The 15,832-nt window shown below is 36.1% G+C and carries 6 protein-coding genes and 2 tRNA genes; 6 read left to right on the top strand and 2 right to left on the bottom strand.

All coding sequences use genetic code 11. The annotated features are described in order from the left end of the window. Nucleotides 1-5 precede the first annotated feature (5 nt). Nucleotides 6-740 carry a LytR/AlgR family response regulator transcription factor gene (locus ACTF54_RS04300; RefSeq protein WP_347196824.1) on the bottom strand — a complete coding sequence of 245 codons (735 nt, stop codon included), beginning with the start codon at nt 738-740 and terminating at the stop codon, nt 6-8. 4 nt (nt 741-744) lie between these two features. Further along, a complete protein-coding gene (locus tag ACTF54_RS04295) occupies nt 745-3,087 on the bottom strand; it encodes a histidine kinase (RefSeq protein ID WP_347196823.1) in 2,343 nt (780 codons plus the stop codon). A gap of 200 nt (nt 3,088-3,287) precedes the next feature. Between ACTF54_RS04295 and ACTF54_RS04290 the strand changes: the two genes are divergently transcribed. The 6 genes from ACTF54_RS04290 to ACTF54_RS04265 all read left to right on the top strand — a co-directional run. Further along, nucleotides 3,288-4,319: a hypothetical protein gene (locus tag ACTF54_RS04290; protein ID WP_438968825.1), complete on the top strand. Its 1,032-nt coding sequence runs from the start codon at nt 3,288-3,290 to the stop codon at nt 4,317-4,319. 257 nt (nt 4,320-4,576) lie between these two features. Beyond that, entirely contained in the window at nt 4,577-7,195 is a 2,619-nt protein-coding gene (mutS, locus tag ACTF54_RS04285) for a DNA mismatch repair protein MutS (RefSeq protein WP_438968824.1), read from the top strand. 80 nt (nt 7,196-7,275) lie between these two features. Then, nucleotides 7,276-7,350 (top strand) — tRNA-Gly (locus tag ACTF54_RS04280). Nucleotides 7,351-7,403: 53 nt separating this feature from the next. Beyond that, nucleotides 7,404-7,489, top strand: a tRNA-Leu gene (locus ACTF54_RS04275). 689 nt (nt 7,490-8,178) lie between these two features. After that, nucleotides 8,179-8,577: a hypothetical protein gene (locus tag ACTF54_RS04270; RefSeq protein ID WP_438968823.1), complete on the top strand. Its 399-nt coding sequence runs from the start codon at nt 8,179-8,181 to the stop codon at nt 8,575-8,577. Further along, the coding region (locus ACTF54_RS04265; RefSeq protein ID WP_438968822.1) for an HYR domain-containing protein at nt 8,577-15,832 on the top strand (7,256 nt) is incomplete at its 3' end. The genes ACTF54_RS04270 and ACTF54_RS04265, both read left to right, overlap by 1 nt.

Genomic DNA, 15,832 nt, shown 5'->3' with positions numbered 1-15,832 from the left:
AACAACTAGCCAAAATACTCAAACAATCCTAGTTTCTTACCAGGACTTACGGGCAGTTCTACTTTACCTAATAGCACGCTTCCACCTTTTCCTTTTTTATAGGCTGTGACATGAGAAACATTAATCAAATAAGATTTATGTATACGCGCAAAGCCTTTTTCAGAAAGCATATCATCAAAGTGTTTCAACGTTTTTGAAACTAGCTTTTTACCGTTTTCTAGATAAATATGTGTGTAATTATCGTCTGCGCTGCAATAAATGATATCCTTTATAGGCAACACTTCAAAGCCTTCTTGTGTAGGGATCGTTATTTTATCGGTTAGTTGAGAACTGTTTTCTTCTTTGATGCTTACATCTACATTTACCTCGCTTTCTCTAGTTTTAATAGCTTGTACTATTTCTATTGCTTTAATTAACTCGTCTATATCTATAGGCTTGGTGAGATAATATGCCGCTTGCTGATTCAGAGCATCTTTTGCATATTGATCATAAGCGGTTACAAAAACGGTTTCAAAAGTGCGATTGGGTAATTTATCAAGTAAATCAAATGCAGTTCCATAAGGCATTTCTACGTCAAGAAATACCAGGTCAACTTCTGCTTTTTCAAGTAGCTTATAAGCTTCATCTACATTAGTGGCTTCATTTAAAACGGTGACATCTTTGCAATATTTTGAAATATAGCTTTTTAAAATATCCCTTGATATTTGTTCGTCTTCAACAATTATAGCGTTTAGTTTCATTTGCTTAATTTTTAATGGTCACCACAACGGTAGTTCCCACATCAGGACTCAATCCAGCGTCGGTTACCTCGATATCAATCTCGCAATCGTGCAGCTCGTTTAACAATGCCACACGATTTTTAATATTACCCAAGCCTTTAGAATCACGTTTCTTTTGATGTTCTGTTTTTATGGCTTTAGATTTTTCGCGTCCTATTCCGTTATCTGTTATGGTGACTTGGATTCCTTTTTCCGCTTTCGCGAAAGCAACATTTAAAAAGCCTTTTTCTTTTTTATACCGCAGTCCATGCCATACCGCATTTTCAATAATAGGCTGTAACAACATAGGTGGAACTTGAAGTTTTGCATTTTCCAGCGATGGATCTATACTAAGTGTAAAATCAAATTTATCCTTGAAACGTTCATGCTCTAACTTTAAATACAATCCTAAAAGATCGATCTCTTTCTCTAGTGGTATGAAGTCTAGCTCGCTATTCTCTAAAACACTACGCATGAGTTTTGAGAAGTCGGCAAGGTATTTATTTGCTGCACGTTCATCATTTTGAGCGATGTAGTTATTAACAGAGTTGAGCGCATTAAATATAAAATGCGGATTCATCTGGCTGCGCAGCGATTTTAAGGCCAGTAAATGGTTATTGATCTTTTGCTGTTTATTGTTGCGATACATAAAGTAAGCAAGTGAAAGAAGCAGCAGACTAAGCGCAATTAATGAATAAATAATCCATCGCTGGCGCTGGTTCATCTCTTGTGTAAGTTCTTGCTCTGTATTTATCAACGCGATTTTATTTTCAGTAAGCTCGCGATCTTTTTCTAAGGTTAGTATTCTCGTTTGTTTGGAAACTAGTTCTTTTGCTTTTCTAGCTGTTTCCTCTAGTTCATTTTCTTTTTCTAAATAAAGAGCATCTACGGTTGTGATGTATAAATCATTGAAAGCAAGCGCTTTTTTTGTGTTCCCAGCAGTTTTATTGAGCTCATAAAGACTTTTTGCTGCATCTTTTTTCACCTCTAGATCATTGTTTACTGTAGCTTCCTCTAGGCTTGATTCATAATAAGTAATCGCTTCTGTTATTTTATTTTGAGCCTTTAAAGCTTCGGCTATTTTAAGTTGTTCCTTTTGTTTAGATAATCCTTCCATATTAGAAGTATTTTTAACTGGAGCAACTGTTTTTCCCGAAGCAAAACTTTCTATAACGATTTCTTCTATATCAGCTTCTACAGATATAGGTTCGCTTTCTAATACATCTTTAGAATCAGTAAGACGTACTTTTTTTGCTCTTTTACTTGAAATACTGTCAGCAGCTATATCATCTAGGATAGCAATATTGCTTTTACGTAATGCAATCTCTTTATCAAACTGTGCATTGCTATTATAAAAATCTGCAGTTTGAGATTGAGTGATCACATTTGCTTGAGGACTTTCCGTTTTAGCTACTTGAATAGCTGTATTATAAAAAACCTCTGCATCATCTACCTGACCTATATCATTTAATAGTTGGGCAATATTTGTATTTATAGAACTTACTTGTGTGATCAACTTATTTTTTTCGGCTAGCCTTAATGCTTGTTTATAGGTATTAAGCGATGGATTGATCTGATTTGTTTTTCTATAAGCGGTAGCAAGTCCATTGAGCCTTTTAATTTCTAAAGAAGGAGATAGTCCAGTGCTGTTATTTTTTGATTTTCTATTAGCAGATGTATTAGAATTAGAATAAGCGACAATAGCCTCTTGATAATTTCCATTTAATCGCAAGGCATCTGCCTTTTTAATAGTAAGTTGCGGTGAGGTCACTAGCTTTTCTGCTTGCGTATAATTATCTATCGCGAGATCATATTGCTTATTAAAACTATATAAATCACCTAACTTTTCATATGCGGCACCTTCTTGATTCTTACTGAGCGATTTAGGATTGTTAGATAATGCTGCAATGAGAAAATCAGCTGTTTTTTGAGCATCTTTTTTGAGATACAATTGTGCACTATCCATGGCTACTTGATAAGATAAGGTGCTTAATTTTTTAGTGTCTTGCTTTGTGCTTTGTACTTTTATTTCAAGATCGTCCAGACTTCTAATACGATAGTAAACGGTTTCAAAACCAACACCACTTATAGTGACTTCATCACCCATATTAGCAGGCAGTTTGAAATATCCTCTAGCATCAGTTGTGGCATAGCTTCCTAAAGCACCTTCAATATTTACTCCTGTAATAGGTGTGCCATTTTCAGTAACGACGCGACCTTGCAGCACCATAGAAGTTTCTTTGGTATTTCTCTTGTTGTAACCTTGGCTTTGTGCAACAGTTATTTGAACCGTAAAAAGCAAGAATAAAAATAGGGTAATGTGTTTCATTGCGGTGTAAACTTAGTCATTAAAAAACATATAAACTTTTTCAAAATGCTTGTTTAGGGCATGTTAGAAGGTGTTTATCTCGCTTTCGCGAAAGCTTACTCAACAACCAACTCTTTTCACTCATTCAAATACTCTTTTTACTCATTCTAGTTATTTATAACTTTTTTATACGGATAGATTTGATTCAAAATCAACAGAAAATGAAAAAGCTATTCACCTCTATCTTAATGTTTGCCGCACTTTGTATCCATGCGCAACACATGGGAAATTTCAATAATAAAGTAGTTGATATGGATATATCTAGAGCAAATATTGCTACCAGTATGGGCAATGGTGTTGCTTATGGAAATCCTTACGCACAACAGTATGTGCCGCTTCAACCTAGCAGTATACTCAACATCAATTTAAGGTCTCTTTACAATGTAGACGCGACGGATTATACCGCTGTTTTTAATATCGTGCAAGTAGGAAAAACTGCCGAGGAAACGACACAATTAATGAACGATAAAATCGAACTAGTTAAAAAGGAATTGAATTCCAGTGGTTTTCAAGGTCAGTTTGCCTTAGATATGATTTCATTTGTGCCGCAATATGAGATTGAAGTAACTAAAAAACTTTTTTCTAAAACATATACAGAAGTTCCAGTAGGATTTGAATTACAGCAAAATCTGTTGATCAGTTATAAAAAGGACAGTGATTTTCAGAAAATCCTAACCGCTTGCGGTAAAGCAGAGGTTTACAACCTGGTGAAAGTAGATTACTATGTAAAAAACCTGGAAGCAGTTTATGAAGATCTTCAAAACAAATTACTTGCTGAGGTAACGAAGAAAAAAGCCTACTATGAAAAACTAGGCTTTGACATGAGCAAGTACGATGTCATCATGGCCGATAAAAAATATTACCACACTCCTAAAGATTTCTATAAAAGCTACCTCGCAGCAGAAAACATAAGCATGGAATCTCTTAAAAATCAAAAGAGCGTGACTACCGTGAGAAAGCCTACTTCTTACTATTATGATCCTATTCCATACAACGGTTATGATGTGGTAGTAAACGCTGCTATTATAAAACCAGTAATACAATTAGGAATGGACTTAAGCCTGCGATACACGCTTAAACCTATTGTTAAAGAACCAGTGCCGCAGCCGGCACCAGTTAAAATCCCTAATCCTAAAGTGTATGTAGTCAGCCCTAATGGACCTGTTGATATCAAACAAATACCTAATAATTAGAGATCTTGAATTGGAACTTGAAAAAGTGCAAGCATTTCTATTTGAAAAAGGGAAAACCGGTTGGCGACAAAGCGAAGCGAGCAACCAAAAGGGTTTTGTGTTGGATATAAATACAGACAATGTTTGAGAGCAAAATCTAATTCTTAATCTTAAGAATTACTACAAATAATAGGTTAGACTGTTGAAAACTGTTCTATAGTTTGGTACTGATGACAGTGGCTAAATCGTACTTTTGATATTCCTAAAAAAGTAAAAAATTGGCCACTAAATCAAAGAAGGTAACTCCTTTAATGCAGCAATACAATAAGATCAAGACCAAGTATCCTGATGCTTTGTTGCTGTTTAGGGTAGGTGATTTCTATGAAACATTTGGGGAAGACGCGATTAAAACTGCGCGTATTTTGAATATTGTACTTACTGCTAGAAACAATGGTGGTGATCAAATAGAATTAGCTGGTTTTCCACATCATTCTTTAAATACATATTTACCTAAACTGGTAAAAGCTGGAGAAAGAGTGGCAATCTGTGACCAACTAGAAGATCCTAAACAAACTAAATCTATAGTAAAGCGAGGTGTTACAGAATTAATAACGCCAGGAGTTTCTTTAAATGATGAAGTTCTTAGCTCTAAAACAAATAACTTTCTTGCTTCACTGTCCGTAAATAAAAATGTATACGGTGTTGCTTTTCTTGATATTTCTACTGGAGAGTTTTTAGTTTCTCAGGGAAATAAAGAAGAGGTAGATAAACTGCTACAAAATTTTAACCCCAGCGAGCTTTTGGTAACGCGTAGCGATAAAAAATCACTCGCTCAGCAATTTCCTTATGACTTACCATTTTTCCATTTAGAAGATTGGGTGTTTCAAATTGACTTTGCAAAAGACTCGTTACTCAAACATTTTAAGGTAAATTCTTTAAAAGGTTTTGGAGTAGATAAATTAGATCAAGCTTTAATTTCGGCAGGAGCTATTCTCCATTATCTGGAAGAAACTCAACATGATAAACTAGATCATATTTCTAATGTTTCTCGTATTGAAGATGATAATTTTGTTTGGATGGATCGCTTCACGGTGCGCAACCTAGAGTTATACACACCTTTAAGTCAAGGCGCGGTTACTCTAATTGATGTTATTGATAAAACCACTACTGCAATGGGTGGGCGCATGTTGAAAAGGTGGATGGCTTTTCCATTAAAGGATGCTGTTCTGATTAAAAAACGTCACGATGTAGTAGCGTATTTTACAACTTCACAAGAGCAACAAGAAGAAATTAAATCCTACTTAAAACGTATGAGCGATTTAGAAAGGTTAATTTCTAAAGTTGCAGTAGGTAAAATTTGTCCTCGAGAGATAGTACAGCTTAAAAACAGTTTGGAAGCTATTATTCCAGTAAAGGAAAAAGCGATAGCTTCTGATAATAAGGCTCTAAATATTATTGGTGAAAGTTTAAACCCTTGTATACATTTAATAGATTTATTTAAACAAGCGATTGATGAACAAGCTCCAGTTAATATTTTAAAAGGGAATACGATTGCTCAAGGTTATAATGAGGAACTTGATGAATTAAGAGGACTAGCTACTTCTGGTAAAGATTACCTTGATAAAATGTTAGCTCGCCACGCTGAAGAAACAGGTATTACCAGTCTCAAAATATCAAGTAATAATGTTTTTGGCTATTACATTGAAGTAAGAAACACACATAAAGATAAAGTCCCAACAGAATGGACGCGTAAGCAGACCTTAGTTAATGCAGAACGATACATTACAGAGGAACTTAAAGAATATGAAGGTAAAATTCTGGGTGCAGAAGAGCGTATCAACGCTTTACAACAGGAACTTTTTGATGATGTAGTCAAAGAAATTTTGCCATTTATAAAAACAATACAGAACAATTCTCAATTAATAGGACAGCTAGATTGCTTGATTTCTTTTGCGTCTCATGCAATGTCTTCTAATTATATCAGGCCAATATTATTGGATAACGATGATTTGGTAATTACAAATGGTCGCCATCCAGTAATTGAAAAAATGTTACCTGCAGATCAACCGTATATTCCAAATGATGTTCAGTTAGATCGCGACACCCAGCAAATCATAATGATTACTGGTCCTAACATGAGCGGTAAAAGTGCCATTCTAAGACAGACAGCCTTGATCGTTCTTCTTGCGCAAATAGGTAGTTTCGTTCCTGCTGAAGAAGTCAAAATGGGAATAGTAGATAAGATTTTTACTAGAGTAGGAGCAAGTGATAATATTTCTCAAGGAGAATCAACGTTCATGACAGAGATGAATGAAAGTGCGAGTATTTTAAATAATATCAGTGAAAAGAGTTTGGTACTATTAGATGAAATAGGTCGTGGAACAAGTACTTACGATGGTATTTCTATTGCGTGGGCTATAACAGAATATCTACATGAACATCCATCCAGTCCAAAAACCCTATTTGCGACTCATTATCACGAATTGAATGAAATGACTACTCAATTTAACCGTATTAAAAACTTTAATGTTGAGATTAAAGAATTAAAGGATAAGGTGCTTTTTATGCGCAAATTAGTCTCTGGCGGTAGTCATCATAGTTTTGGGATTCATGTTGCAAAAATGGCCGGTATGCCCCAGCAAGTAATCTCTAAAGCAAATAAAATACTGAAAAGGCTTGAGAAGACTCATAAACAGGAAGACTCTAAAGAGGCAATGAAGAATCTACAAGAAGAAGAAATGCAATTAAGCTTCTTTAATCTAGACGATCCGCTTCTGGAAAATATCAAACAAGAGATCCTACAAGTCGACATAAACACCTTAACACCAGTAGAAGCTTTGATGAAATTAAACGAGATCAAACGCATGTTGGTAAAAAAAGAGAAGTCAAATTCATAATTTTTACTTTTTTCCTTTGCAGTATAAGGAAAGTTGTTAAATTTGCAACCGCTTTAGAAAGCATTCCACTTTTTAAAATTGCGAAAGTAGCTCAGGGGTAGAGCATCACCTTGCCAAGGTGGAGGTCGCGGGTTCAAATCCCGTCTTTCGCTCCAAAGTTTGTTCTTAAATAATTTTATAATACCAATGATGTGTCGCTGACACAATCGCTCGAGTGGTGGAATTGGTAGACACGTTGGACTTAAAATCCAATGGGTAGTAATGCCCGTACGGGTTCAAGTCCCGTCTCGAGTACTCAAAGGTCTTTCTTAATTGAAAGGCCTTTTTTTATGCTCAATTTACAGCAAAGAGCAAATCTAGATTCTACTAGTAACTACTTTGAATGCTCATAACTTTCTTTTTGTATATCGCGCAATTATGCCAGTCTGTGAATTTTAATCAACTACATTATATCCCAATATAATTATCTAACTCTATTACTAGATGATATGGTCAATCTAGATCTTTCCTAATTTAAAGAATTTTCATAGAACTTAAATTTGGTTCCTGCCTAATTCTTAAATAAAAGTTGATTACGATATGTAAGCTGTGAATCAAGCTGCTTTCGGTATAATAATATAAATTCAAAATAAACGTATTTCACCTTTTTTATGAATCACTTACCTAGTCAATATCAAATATAAACACAATTAAATTAACATAAGTTAATTTAATTAATAAAATAAATTATTTTGAACTGATTTATTAGCTTTTAAACAGACATATTGAACGTTTGTCGACTTACTGTTTGTTTATACCATCCAATTAGCGCTAGGGCCTATTTTTGCAAAAATTTATAGTAAAACCATAAAACTTGCCATTTTTCTTTAGGTTTTATTCTAATAACTAATACCATCACGCTTATAAATTTATTTGAATGCTAATTTCTTTAACATGATTATTTTAATTCATTAATAACTCACAAAACAAATAATACCACTAAAATGAGGAAGTACCTATTAATAACCATCGTTGCATTTGCATCACTAGTATCTTTTGGCCAGTCTAATGAAGTACTTAACTTTAAAAGTGACAGACAAAAGGATTTAAATATTGTTCTTAATTCAATAGAGGACTCTAATAAATTCAAAGAAATATTTACAGAAAATTTTGAAGGCCTAATCATAAGGTATATAAATGATAAGACAAGTTTTGAATTGTCGAAAGACACTTTTGTCAATGGCAGGGAAGTAGTCGATTTAGATCAAATAAAAATTAGTGATAGAAATAACTTTTTGATTCTAGATGCCACAATTTATTATTCAACTTATGACGTGGAGATTAAAATCCTGAACAAAGATTTATCACCTATTGACACATTAACTATTAAACTGTCTAACTAATGAAAAATTTTATTTTCTTATTTACTCTAGTATGTTTTGCATTAAATTCTAATGTAGCTAATTCGCAAACAACAGCGGCTTATGTGAGTAATACAACACAACCTTGGAGTCAAAATAGTTTGATTTTAGGGATGAATGAGATTTACCCATCAGACTATACCCATTATTTCTATAATACTGTTGATGCATCCCAAGTTTTTGTACCAGGTAGAAGCTTTGTATTTGTTGAAGGAGGTAATTCTGACACGTCGATGATGCTTAATTTTCTTAATAGTAATATGACTTTAATTGAGTCTTGGGTAAACAATGGCGGAATACTTTTTATAAGTGCTGCAACGAATGAAAGTTTTCCTAGTGATCAATTTTCTCCTGGTTTTGGTATAACATCAACAAGGATTTTGATAAGTAGATCAGAACCATTCAATGTAAATCACCCGTTTTATACTGACACTGAATATACACCAATAATAGCTAATGAATATATTGGGAGCTTTATTGCTCACAATGTTTTAACAGGTCCAGGTTTAGACCCTATTATTAAAGTTTCAGACCAAGATGGTAATGCGGGCGCTGGTAATGTATTTGCTGAGAAAACCATAGGTAGTGGCAAGGTGTTGTTTTCAGGAATGACTACACCTTTTTTTCTAACTAATGCAGGTTGGCAACCTCAACCTCAAATGACTAATATGTTATATGCCATGATTGACTATGGTAGGTCTTTAGGTTTTTCAGCTTCTGTTGATAATGTAACATACACATCTGGCGATTTGACAGCGCAAACAACTCAAGACTCTCAAACTTATTTCCTAGTAGCTGAGGCATCAGCTACAGCACCTACTGAAAGTCAAATTATTGCTGGTGTAGATTATAATGGAGTTAACGTAGTATTTGAAAATAATATTTCAACTACAGCCAACACCTCTTTTGTAGAAAATATTACAGGTTTAACTTATGGTACAGATTACACTGTTTACTTTGTGTCTGAATTTGACGATGGTTTTGGTAATCAAGTTACCAGTGACATATCTTCAATAGATTTTACCACTTTAGCTAACGACACACCAGTCGTTTCTTCGATAGACGATTTAAGTTTTTGTGTGGGTGAGACGTTTGCGCCGGTTGCTTTCACGGTGAGTGATGATTTTCCAGCGGCCCCATTAACGGTGACGGCAACGTCATCTAATCAATCATTGATTCAGGATACAGGATTAACAATTTCAAACTCTGGGTCTGATTATCAGCTTGCTTACACATTTGTAGCTGATGCCATAGGCTCTACTAATATTACGATTACAGTCACTGATGGTGAAGGGGAATCTACTTCTCAAACCTTTGAGATAGCCTTAAGTTTAAGCGCTTCGATTACAGCGACTTCTGGCGACACAGCTGCTTTAAATAGTGGTTTTGGTTATGTAGTCGATTCAGGAATTATTATTGTTCAAGATCAATCGATCGATGAGCTTAGAGTGAGTATTAATAATTTACAATCTGGCGATAATCTTGCCGTAAGTACTGCTCTACCAGCTGGAGTTACAAGTTCATTTAACGCAACTACAGGTGTTTTAAGCATATCGGGAAGTATGACCGATGCTCAAGCACAGTCTCTACTACAAGGCGTTGAGTTTAGTACAACGAGTACAAATTTAAGTAGCCGTGATATAGAGTTTACGTTAGGAAGTGCACAATCCTTAGAAGATAACGGTCATTTTTACGAATTTGTATCTGCATCAGGTATTTCTTGGCAAGACGCTAGAACAGCAGCGAGCAATCGCAGTTTATATGGCTTACCAGGCTATTTAGCCACGGTGACGAGCCAAGCTGAAAACGACTTTATTTTCGCTAAATTAGCCGGTCAAGGTTGGATAGGTGCGAGCGATGCATCTACTGAAGATCAATGGTTATGGGTCACGGGCCCAGAAGCAGGAACACAATTCTGGCAAGGTGAAGGATCTGGTAGTGCTGTAGGCGGCGAGTATAACAATTGGAGTACGAATGAACCTAATGATTCTAGCGGCGAAGATTATGCCCACTTTAAAACAGATGGTACCTGGAATGATTTTGCCTTTGACAATTCAAATATAGACGGTTATGTGGTCGAGTACGGCGGTTTAACCGATGCGTCTTGCGTACAGTTGTCTGATATAAAAACCGTAACTATTGAAGATGCTGAAGCGGCCTGTGCCATACCTATTAGCTTAACTAATTGGATTCAAGAAGGAGACCTTTCAAATGGATCTTGGACCTTGTCTAATAGTGATTTTACAGTCACACAAGGCACCAATAGTAATCCAACGTTTTTTGTAAGTCAAGAAAATTACTTTAATACTTCTATCCAAGGTGAGTTTGGTGTATTTACAACAACCGACGATGATTTTTTCGGTTTTGTATTGGGTTATCAAGCCCCTACAAATGCAAATCCAAATAATTATCAAATGATTCTGTTTGACTGGAAACAAGCTGATCAATCTGGCGCAATGGCAGGGATGCGAGTTATGAGATTTAATGGTGGAATTGCGAATCAAAATAATGCTTTTTGGGAAGGTACAGATCCTGGTGTTGAAGTTTTAGCTTCAAACACTGCAATAGGTGGTTGGGCCGATAATACCTGGTATGATTTCAAAGTCACTTATAGTGCAGATAACATCACTATATTTATTGATGGTACTGAAGTATTTAATATAGATGGTACGTTTGAAGAAGGTCGTTTTGGATTTTACAACTATTCACAAGAGGCTACATCTTATCGTAATTTTAGTATTCCGTTTGAGGCCATTATTACTAAAACTGATGAGACCTGTAGTGCTTCTGGCGACGGGACGGCTACGGCCAATGTTAATAATTTGACTGGGTCAGATACATATACTTATGATTGGACTGGCCCTAGTGGTTTCACTGCCACTACAGAAACGATTACAGGTTTAGATCCAGGAATATACAATGTTACGGTGTTTAATCAATCCGGTTGTGTAGCTACCTCAAGTACCGAGATTACTACTATAGTCGATATTGAGAGCCCAATAGTTGTTACTCAAGATATTATAGTTCAATTAGACAACAATGGTGAAGCTAGTATTTTACCTGCTCAAGTTGATAACGGTTCTACAGATAATTGTGCTATAGATTTTATGACGGTATCACCTGATACTTTTGATGACTCAGATTTGGCCAACGCTGGCGTGAATACAGTTGTGTTAACTGTGTTTGATGAAACTGGTAATCAAAGTAGTGCAAACGCAACGGTAACAGTGGAAGACAACATTCCTCCTTTTGTGTCATCTACAGATTCAGCTAATGATCCAGAAATTGATAACTACACTTGCGGTTCAACACATACTTTTAATGCAGGTCCTAGCTCTTGTGTAGCCTTAGTTTCTGTGGCTAAGCCTGTATGGGACGATAATGTGAGCGTTGTGAGTACCTCACAGTCTGCTAATAATAATGTATTCCTATCAAACTTTGGTGATATTGTTTTTGGAAACTTCCCAGTAGGGACTACTGATGTAACATTCGCAGCCTCTGATAGCAGCGGTAATCAAACTTTATGTACCATAACTATAGTAGTTATTGATAATCAACTTCCTACCATAACAAATTGTGCTGCTGATTTTTCTGTGAACAATACAGCAGGTAGTTGTGATACTTTAGTGAACTTAACGATACCAACGGCAGGCGATAATTGTTCTGTTGCATCTGTTACCTACGTAACATCAGGTGCCACTGTATTAAATGGAAATGATTTCCCAAATGCATTAACACTTAATGTAGGTGTTACAAATATTACCTATACCGTTACTGATGCCTCTGGAAATACAACGCAATGTGCATACAATGTGACGGTGATAGATAATGAACTACCAGTAATTACTTGTACGGTTTCAGATCAAGAAATAACTGCAGATGATGATGCTTGTTCTTACACTCATACAGGAACGAATTGGGATGCTACGGCAACTGATAATTGTACTGCGACTGTGGCGTACGAGTTAACAGGTGCGACTACAAGTAATGGTTCAAGCTTAGACGGTGTTGCCTTTAATGTGGGTACGACCACAGTAACATGGACTGCTACAGATCCATCTGGTAACACAAGTGAATGCTCATTTGATGTAGTAATAACTGATGATCAGTTACCTGTAATTACTAATACACCATCAGATATTAGTGTTAGTAATGACACCGGAGCCTGTGGTGCAGTAGTTACTTGGACAGCGCCTACAGCGACCGATAATTGTAGTATTGCTTCTTTAACAAGTACACATAATTCAGGTGATGTATTCCCAGTAGGAACAACTACGGTAGTTTATACAGCAACAGATATTCATAATAATGTCTCTATTACCACTCAGTTTGATGTAGAAGTTACCGATGATGAGTTGCCAGTAATTGCAAATACACCATCTGACATCAGTGTAAATAATGATCTTGGTATTTGTGGTGCAGCAGTTACTTGGACCTTACCAACGGCTATTGATAATTGTAGTGTGGATTCTTTAGTAAGTACCCATAATCCTGGTGATGTATTCCCAGTAGGAACAACCACGGTAGTTTATACAGCAACCGATATTCATAACAATGTTTCTACCACTCAGTTTGATGTAGTAGTTACCGATAATGAATTGCCAGTAATTGTAAATACACCAGCAGATATCAGTGTAAATAATGATCTTGGTATTTGTGGTGCCGTAGTTACTTGGACCTTACCAACGGCAAGTGATAATTGTAGTGTGGATACTTTAGTAAGCACGCATAATTCTGGTGATGAATTCCCAGTAGGAACAACCACGGTAGTTTACACGGCGACTGATATTTATAATAATGTTTCTACCACTCAGTTTGATGTAGTAGTTACAGATGATGAGTTGCCAGTAATTGTAAATACACCAGCAGATATCAGTGTAAATAATGACCTTGGTATTTGTGGTGCCGTAGTTACTTGGACCTTACCAACAGCAAGTGATAATTGTGGGTTCGATAGCCAAGTAATTCAGAATGGTTCGTTTGAGTCTGGATTAACTGCATGGACAGCGATCAATAATCCTAATCCATTAAGCCCATGGACAGCCGCTCCAATTATTGATACAGGCTTTTTTCCTGCTATCTCTCCTATTGATGAGAATTTCTTAGCAGGAAACGGTTTTGATGGTGAAACAGGAACTGCAATTTTGTATCAAGATGTGAATATTCCAGCTAATGGAGGAACTTTAACTTGGGATGATCAATTAGATTATGACCTGTTAAATTTTTGTGATGGATGTTCTAGCAGAATTTATGAAGTTCAAATTAGAGATTTATCTAACAATGTTTTGGCAACAGCTAAGAGTGTTACAGCACTTGCGGGAACTTCTGTTGATGGTGATTGGATTTCTAATTCTTATAATATGAATGCATTTTCTGGCCAAAATGTTAGAATTGTGTTTGTTCAAAATATTCCAGATGATTATTCTGGACCTGGTGCATTTGGATTGGATAATGTTTCGTTCGTGGGGGATTCCTTAATCCAAACTGATAGTTCAGGCTTAAGCTCTGGTGATGTATTCCCGGTAGGAACAACCACGGTAGTTTATACATCGACCGATATTCATAACAATGTTTCTACCACTCAGTTTGATATAGTAGTTACCGATAATGAGTTACCAGTAATTGCAAATACACCAGTAGACATCAACGTAAATAATGATCTTGGTATTTGTGGTGCAGCAGTTACTTGGACCTTACCAACGGCAAGTGATAATTGTAGTGTGGATACTTTAGTAAGCACGCATAATTCTGGTGATGTATTCCCAGTAGGAACAACTACGGTAGTTTATACAGCGACCGATATTTATAACAATGTTTCTACCACTCAGTTTGATGTAGTAGTTACCGATAATGAGTTACCAGTAATTGCAAATACACCAGCAGATATCAGTGTAAATAATGATCTTGGTATTTGTGGAGCAGCAGTTACTTGGACCTTACCAACGGCAAGTGATAATTGTAGTGTGGATACTTTAGTAAGCACGCATAATTCTGGTGATGAATTCCCAGTAGGAACTACGACGGTAGTTTACACAGCGACCGATATTTATAATAATGTTTCTACCACTCAGTTTGATATAGTAGTTATCGATAATGAATTGCCAGTAATTGCAAATACACCAGCAGATATCAGTGTAAATAATGACCTTGGTATTTGTGGTGCCGTAGTTACTTGGACCTTACCTACCGCTAGTGATAACTGTGACGTGGATACTTTTGTAAGTACGCATAATTCAGGTGATGAATTCCCAGTAGGAACAACCACTGTAGTTTACACAGCGACTGATATTTATAATAATGTTTCTACCACTCAGTTTGATGTAGTAGTTACCGATAATGAGTTGCCAGTAATTGCAAATACACCAGCAGATATCAGTGTAAATAATGACCTTGGTATTTGTGGAGCAGCAGTTACTTGGACAGCACCGACAGCTACTGATAACTGTGACGTGGATACTTTAGTAAGTAACCATAATTCTGGTGATGAATTCCCAGTAGGAACAACCACTGTAGTTTACACGGCGACCGATATTTATAACAATGTTTCTACCACTCAGTTTGATGTAGTAGTTACAGATGATGAGTTGCCAGTAATTGCAGGTACACCAGCAGATATCAGTGTAAATAATGACCTTGGTATTTGTGGTGCCGTAGTTACTTGGACCTTACCTACAGCTAGTGATAACTGTGACGTGGATACTTTAGTAAGCACGCATAATTCTGGTGATGTATTCCCAGTAGGAACAACCACGGTAGTTTATACAGCAACCGATATTCATAACAATGTTTCTACCACTCAGTTTGATGTAGTAGTTACCGATAATGAATTGCCAGTAATTGTAAATACACCAGCAGATATCAGTGTAAATAATGATCTTGGTATTTGTGGAGCAGCAGTTACTTGGACCTTACCAACGGCAAGTGATAATTGTAGTGTGGATACTTTAGTAAGCACGCATAATTCTGGTGATGAATTCCCAGTAGGAACTACGACGGTAGTTTACACAGCGACCGATATTTATAATAATGTTTCTACCACTCAGTTTGATATAGTAGTTATCGATAATGAATTGCCAGTAATTGCAAATACACCAGCAGATATCAGTGTAAATAATGACCTTGGTATTTGTGGTGCCGTAGTTACTTGGACCTTACCTACCGCTAGTGATAACTGTGACGTGGATACTTTTGTAAGTACGCATAATTCAGGTGATGAATTCCCAGTAGGAACAACCAC

The organism is Nonlabens sp., assembly GCF_965657255.1.
GTDB lineage: Bacteria > Bacteroidota > Bacteroidia > Flavobacteriales > Flavobacteriaceae > Nonlabens.
This window is presented reverse-complemented; position numbering and strand designations above follow the sequence as displayed.

Coding starts and splice junctions, on each gene's coding strand:
- ACTF54_RS04300 (WP_347196824.1), bottom strand. CDS start 740: ATGAAACTAAACGCTATAATTGTTGAAGACGAACAAATATCAAGGGAT.
- ACTF54_RS04295 (WP_347196823.1), bottom strand. CDS start 3,087: ATGAAACACATTACCCTATTTTTATTCTTGCTTTTTACGGTTCAAATA.
- ACTF54_RS04290 (WP_438968825.1), top strand. CDS start 3,288: ATGAAAAAGCTATTCACCTCTATCTTAATGTTTGCCGCACTTTGTATC.
- ACTF54_RS04270 (WP_438968823.1), top strand. CDS start 8,179: ATGAGGAAGTACCTATTAATAACCATCGTTGCATTTGCATCACTAGTA.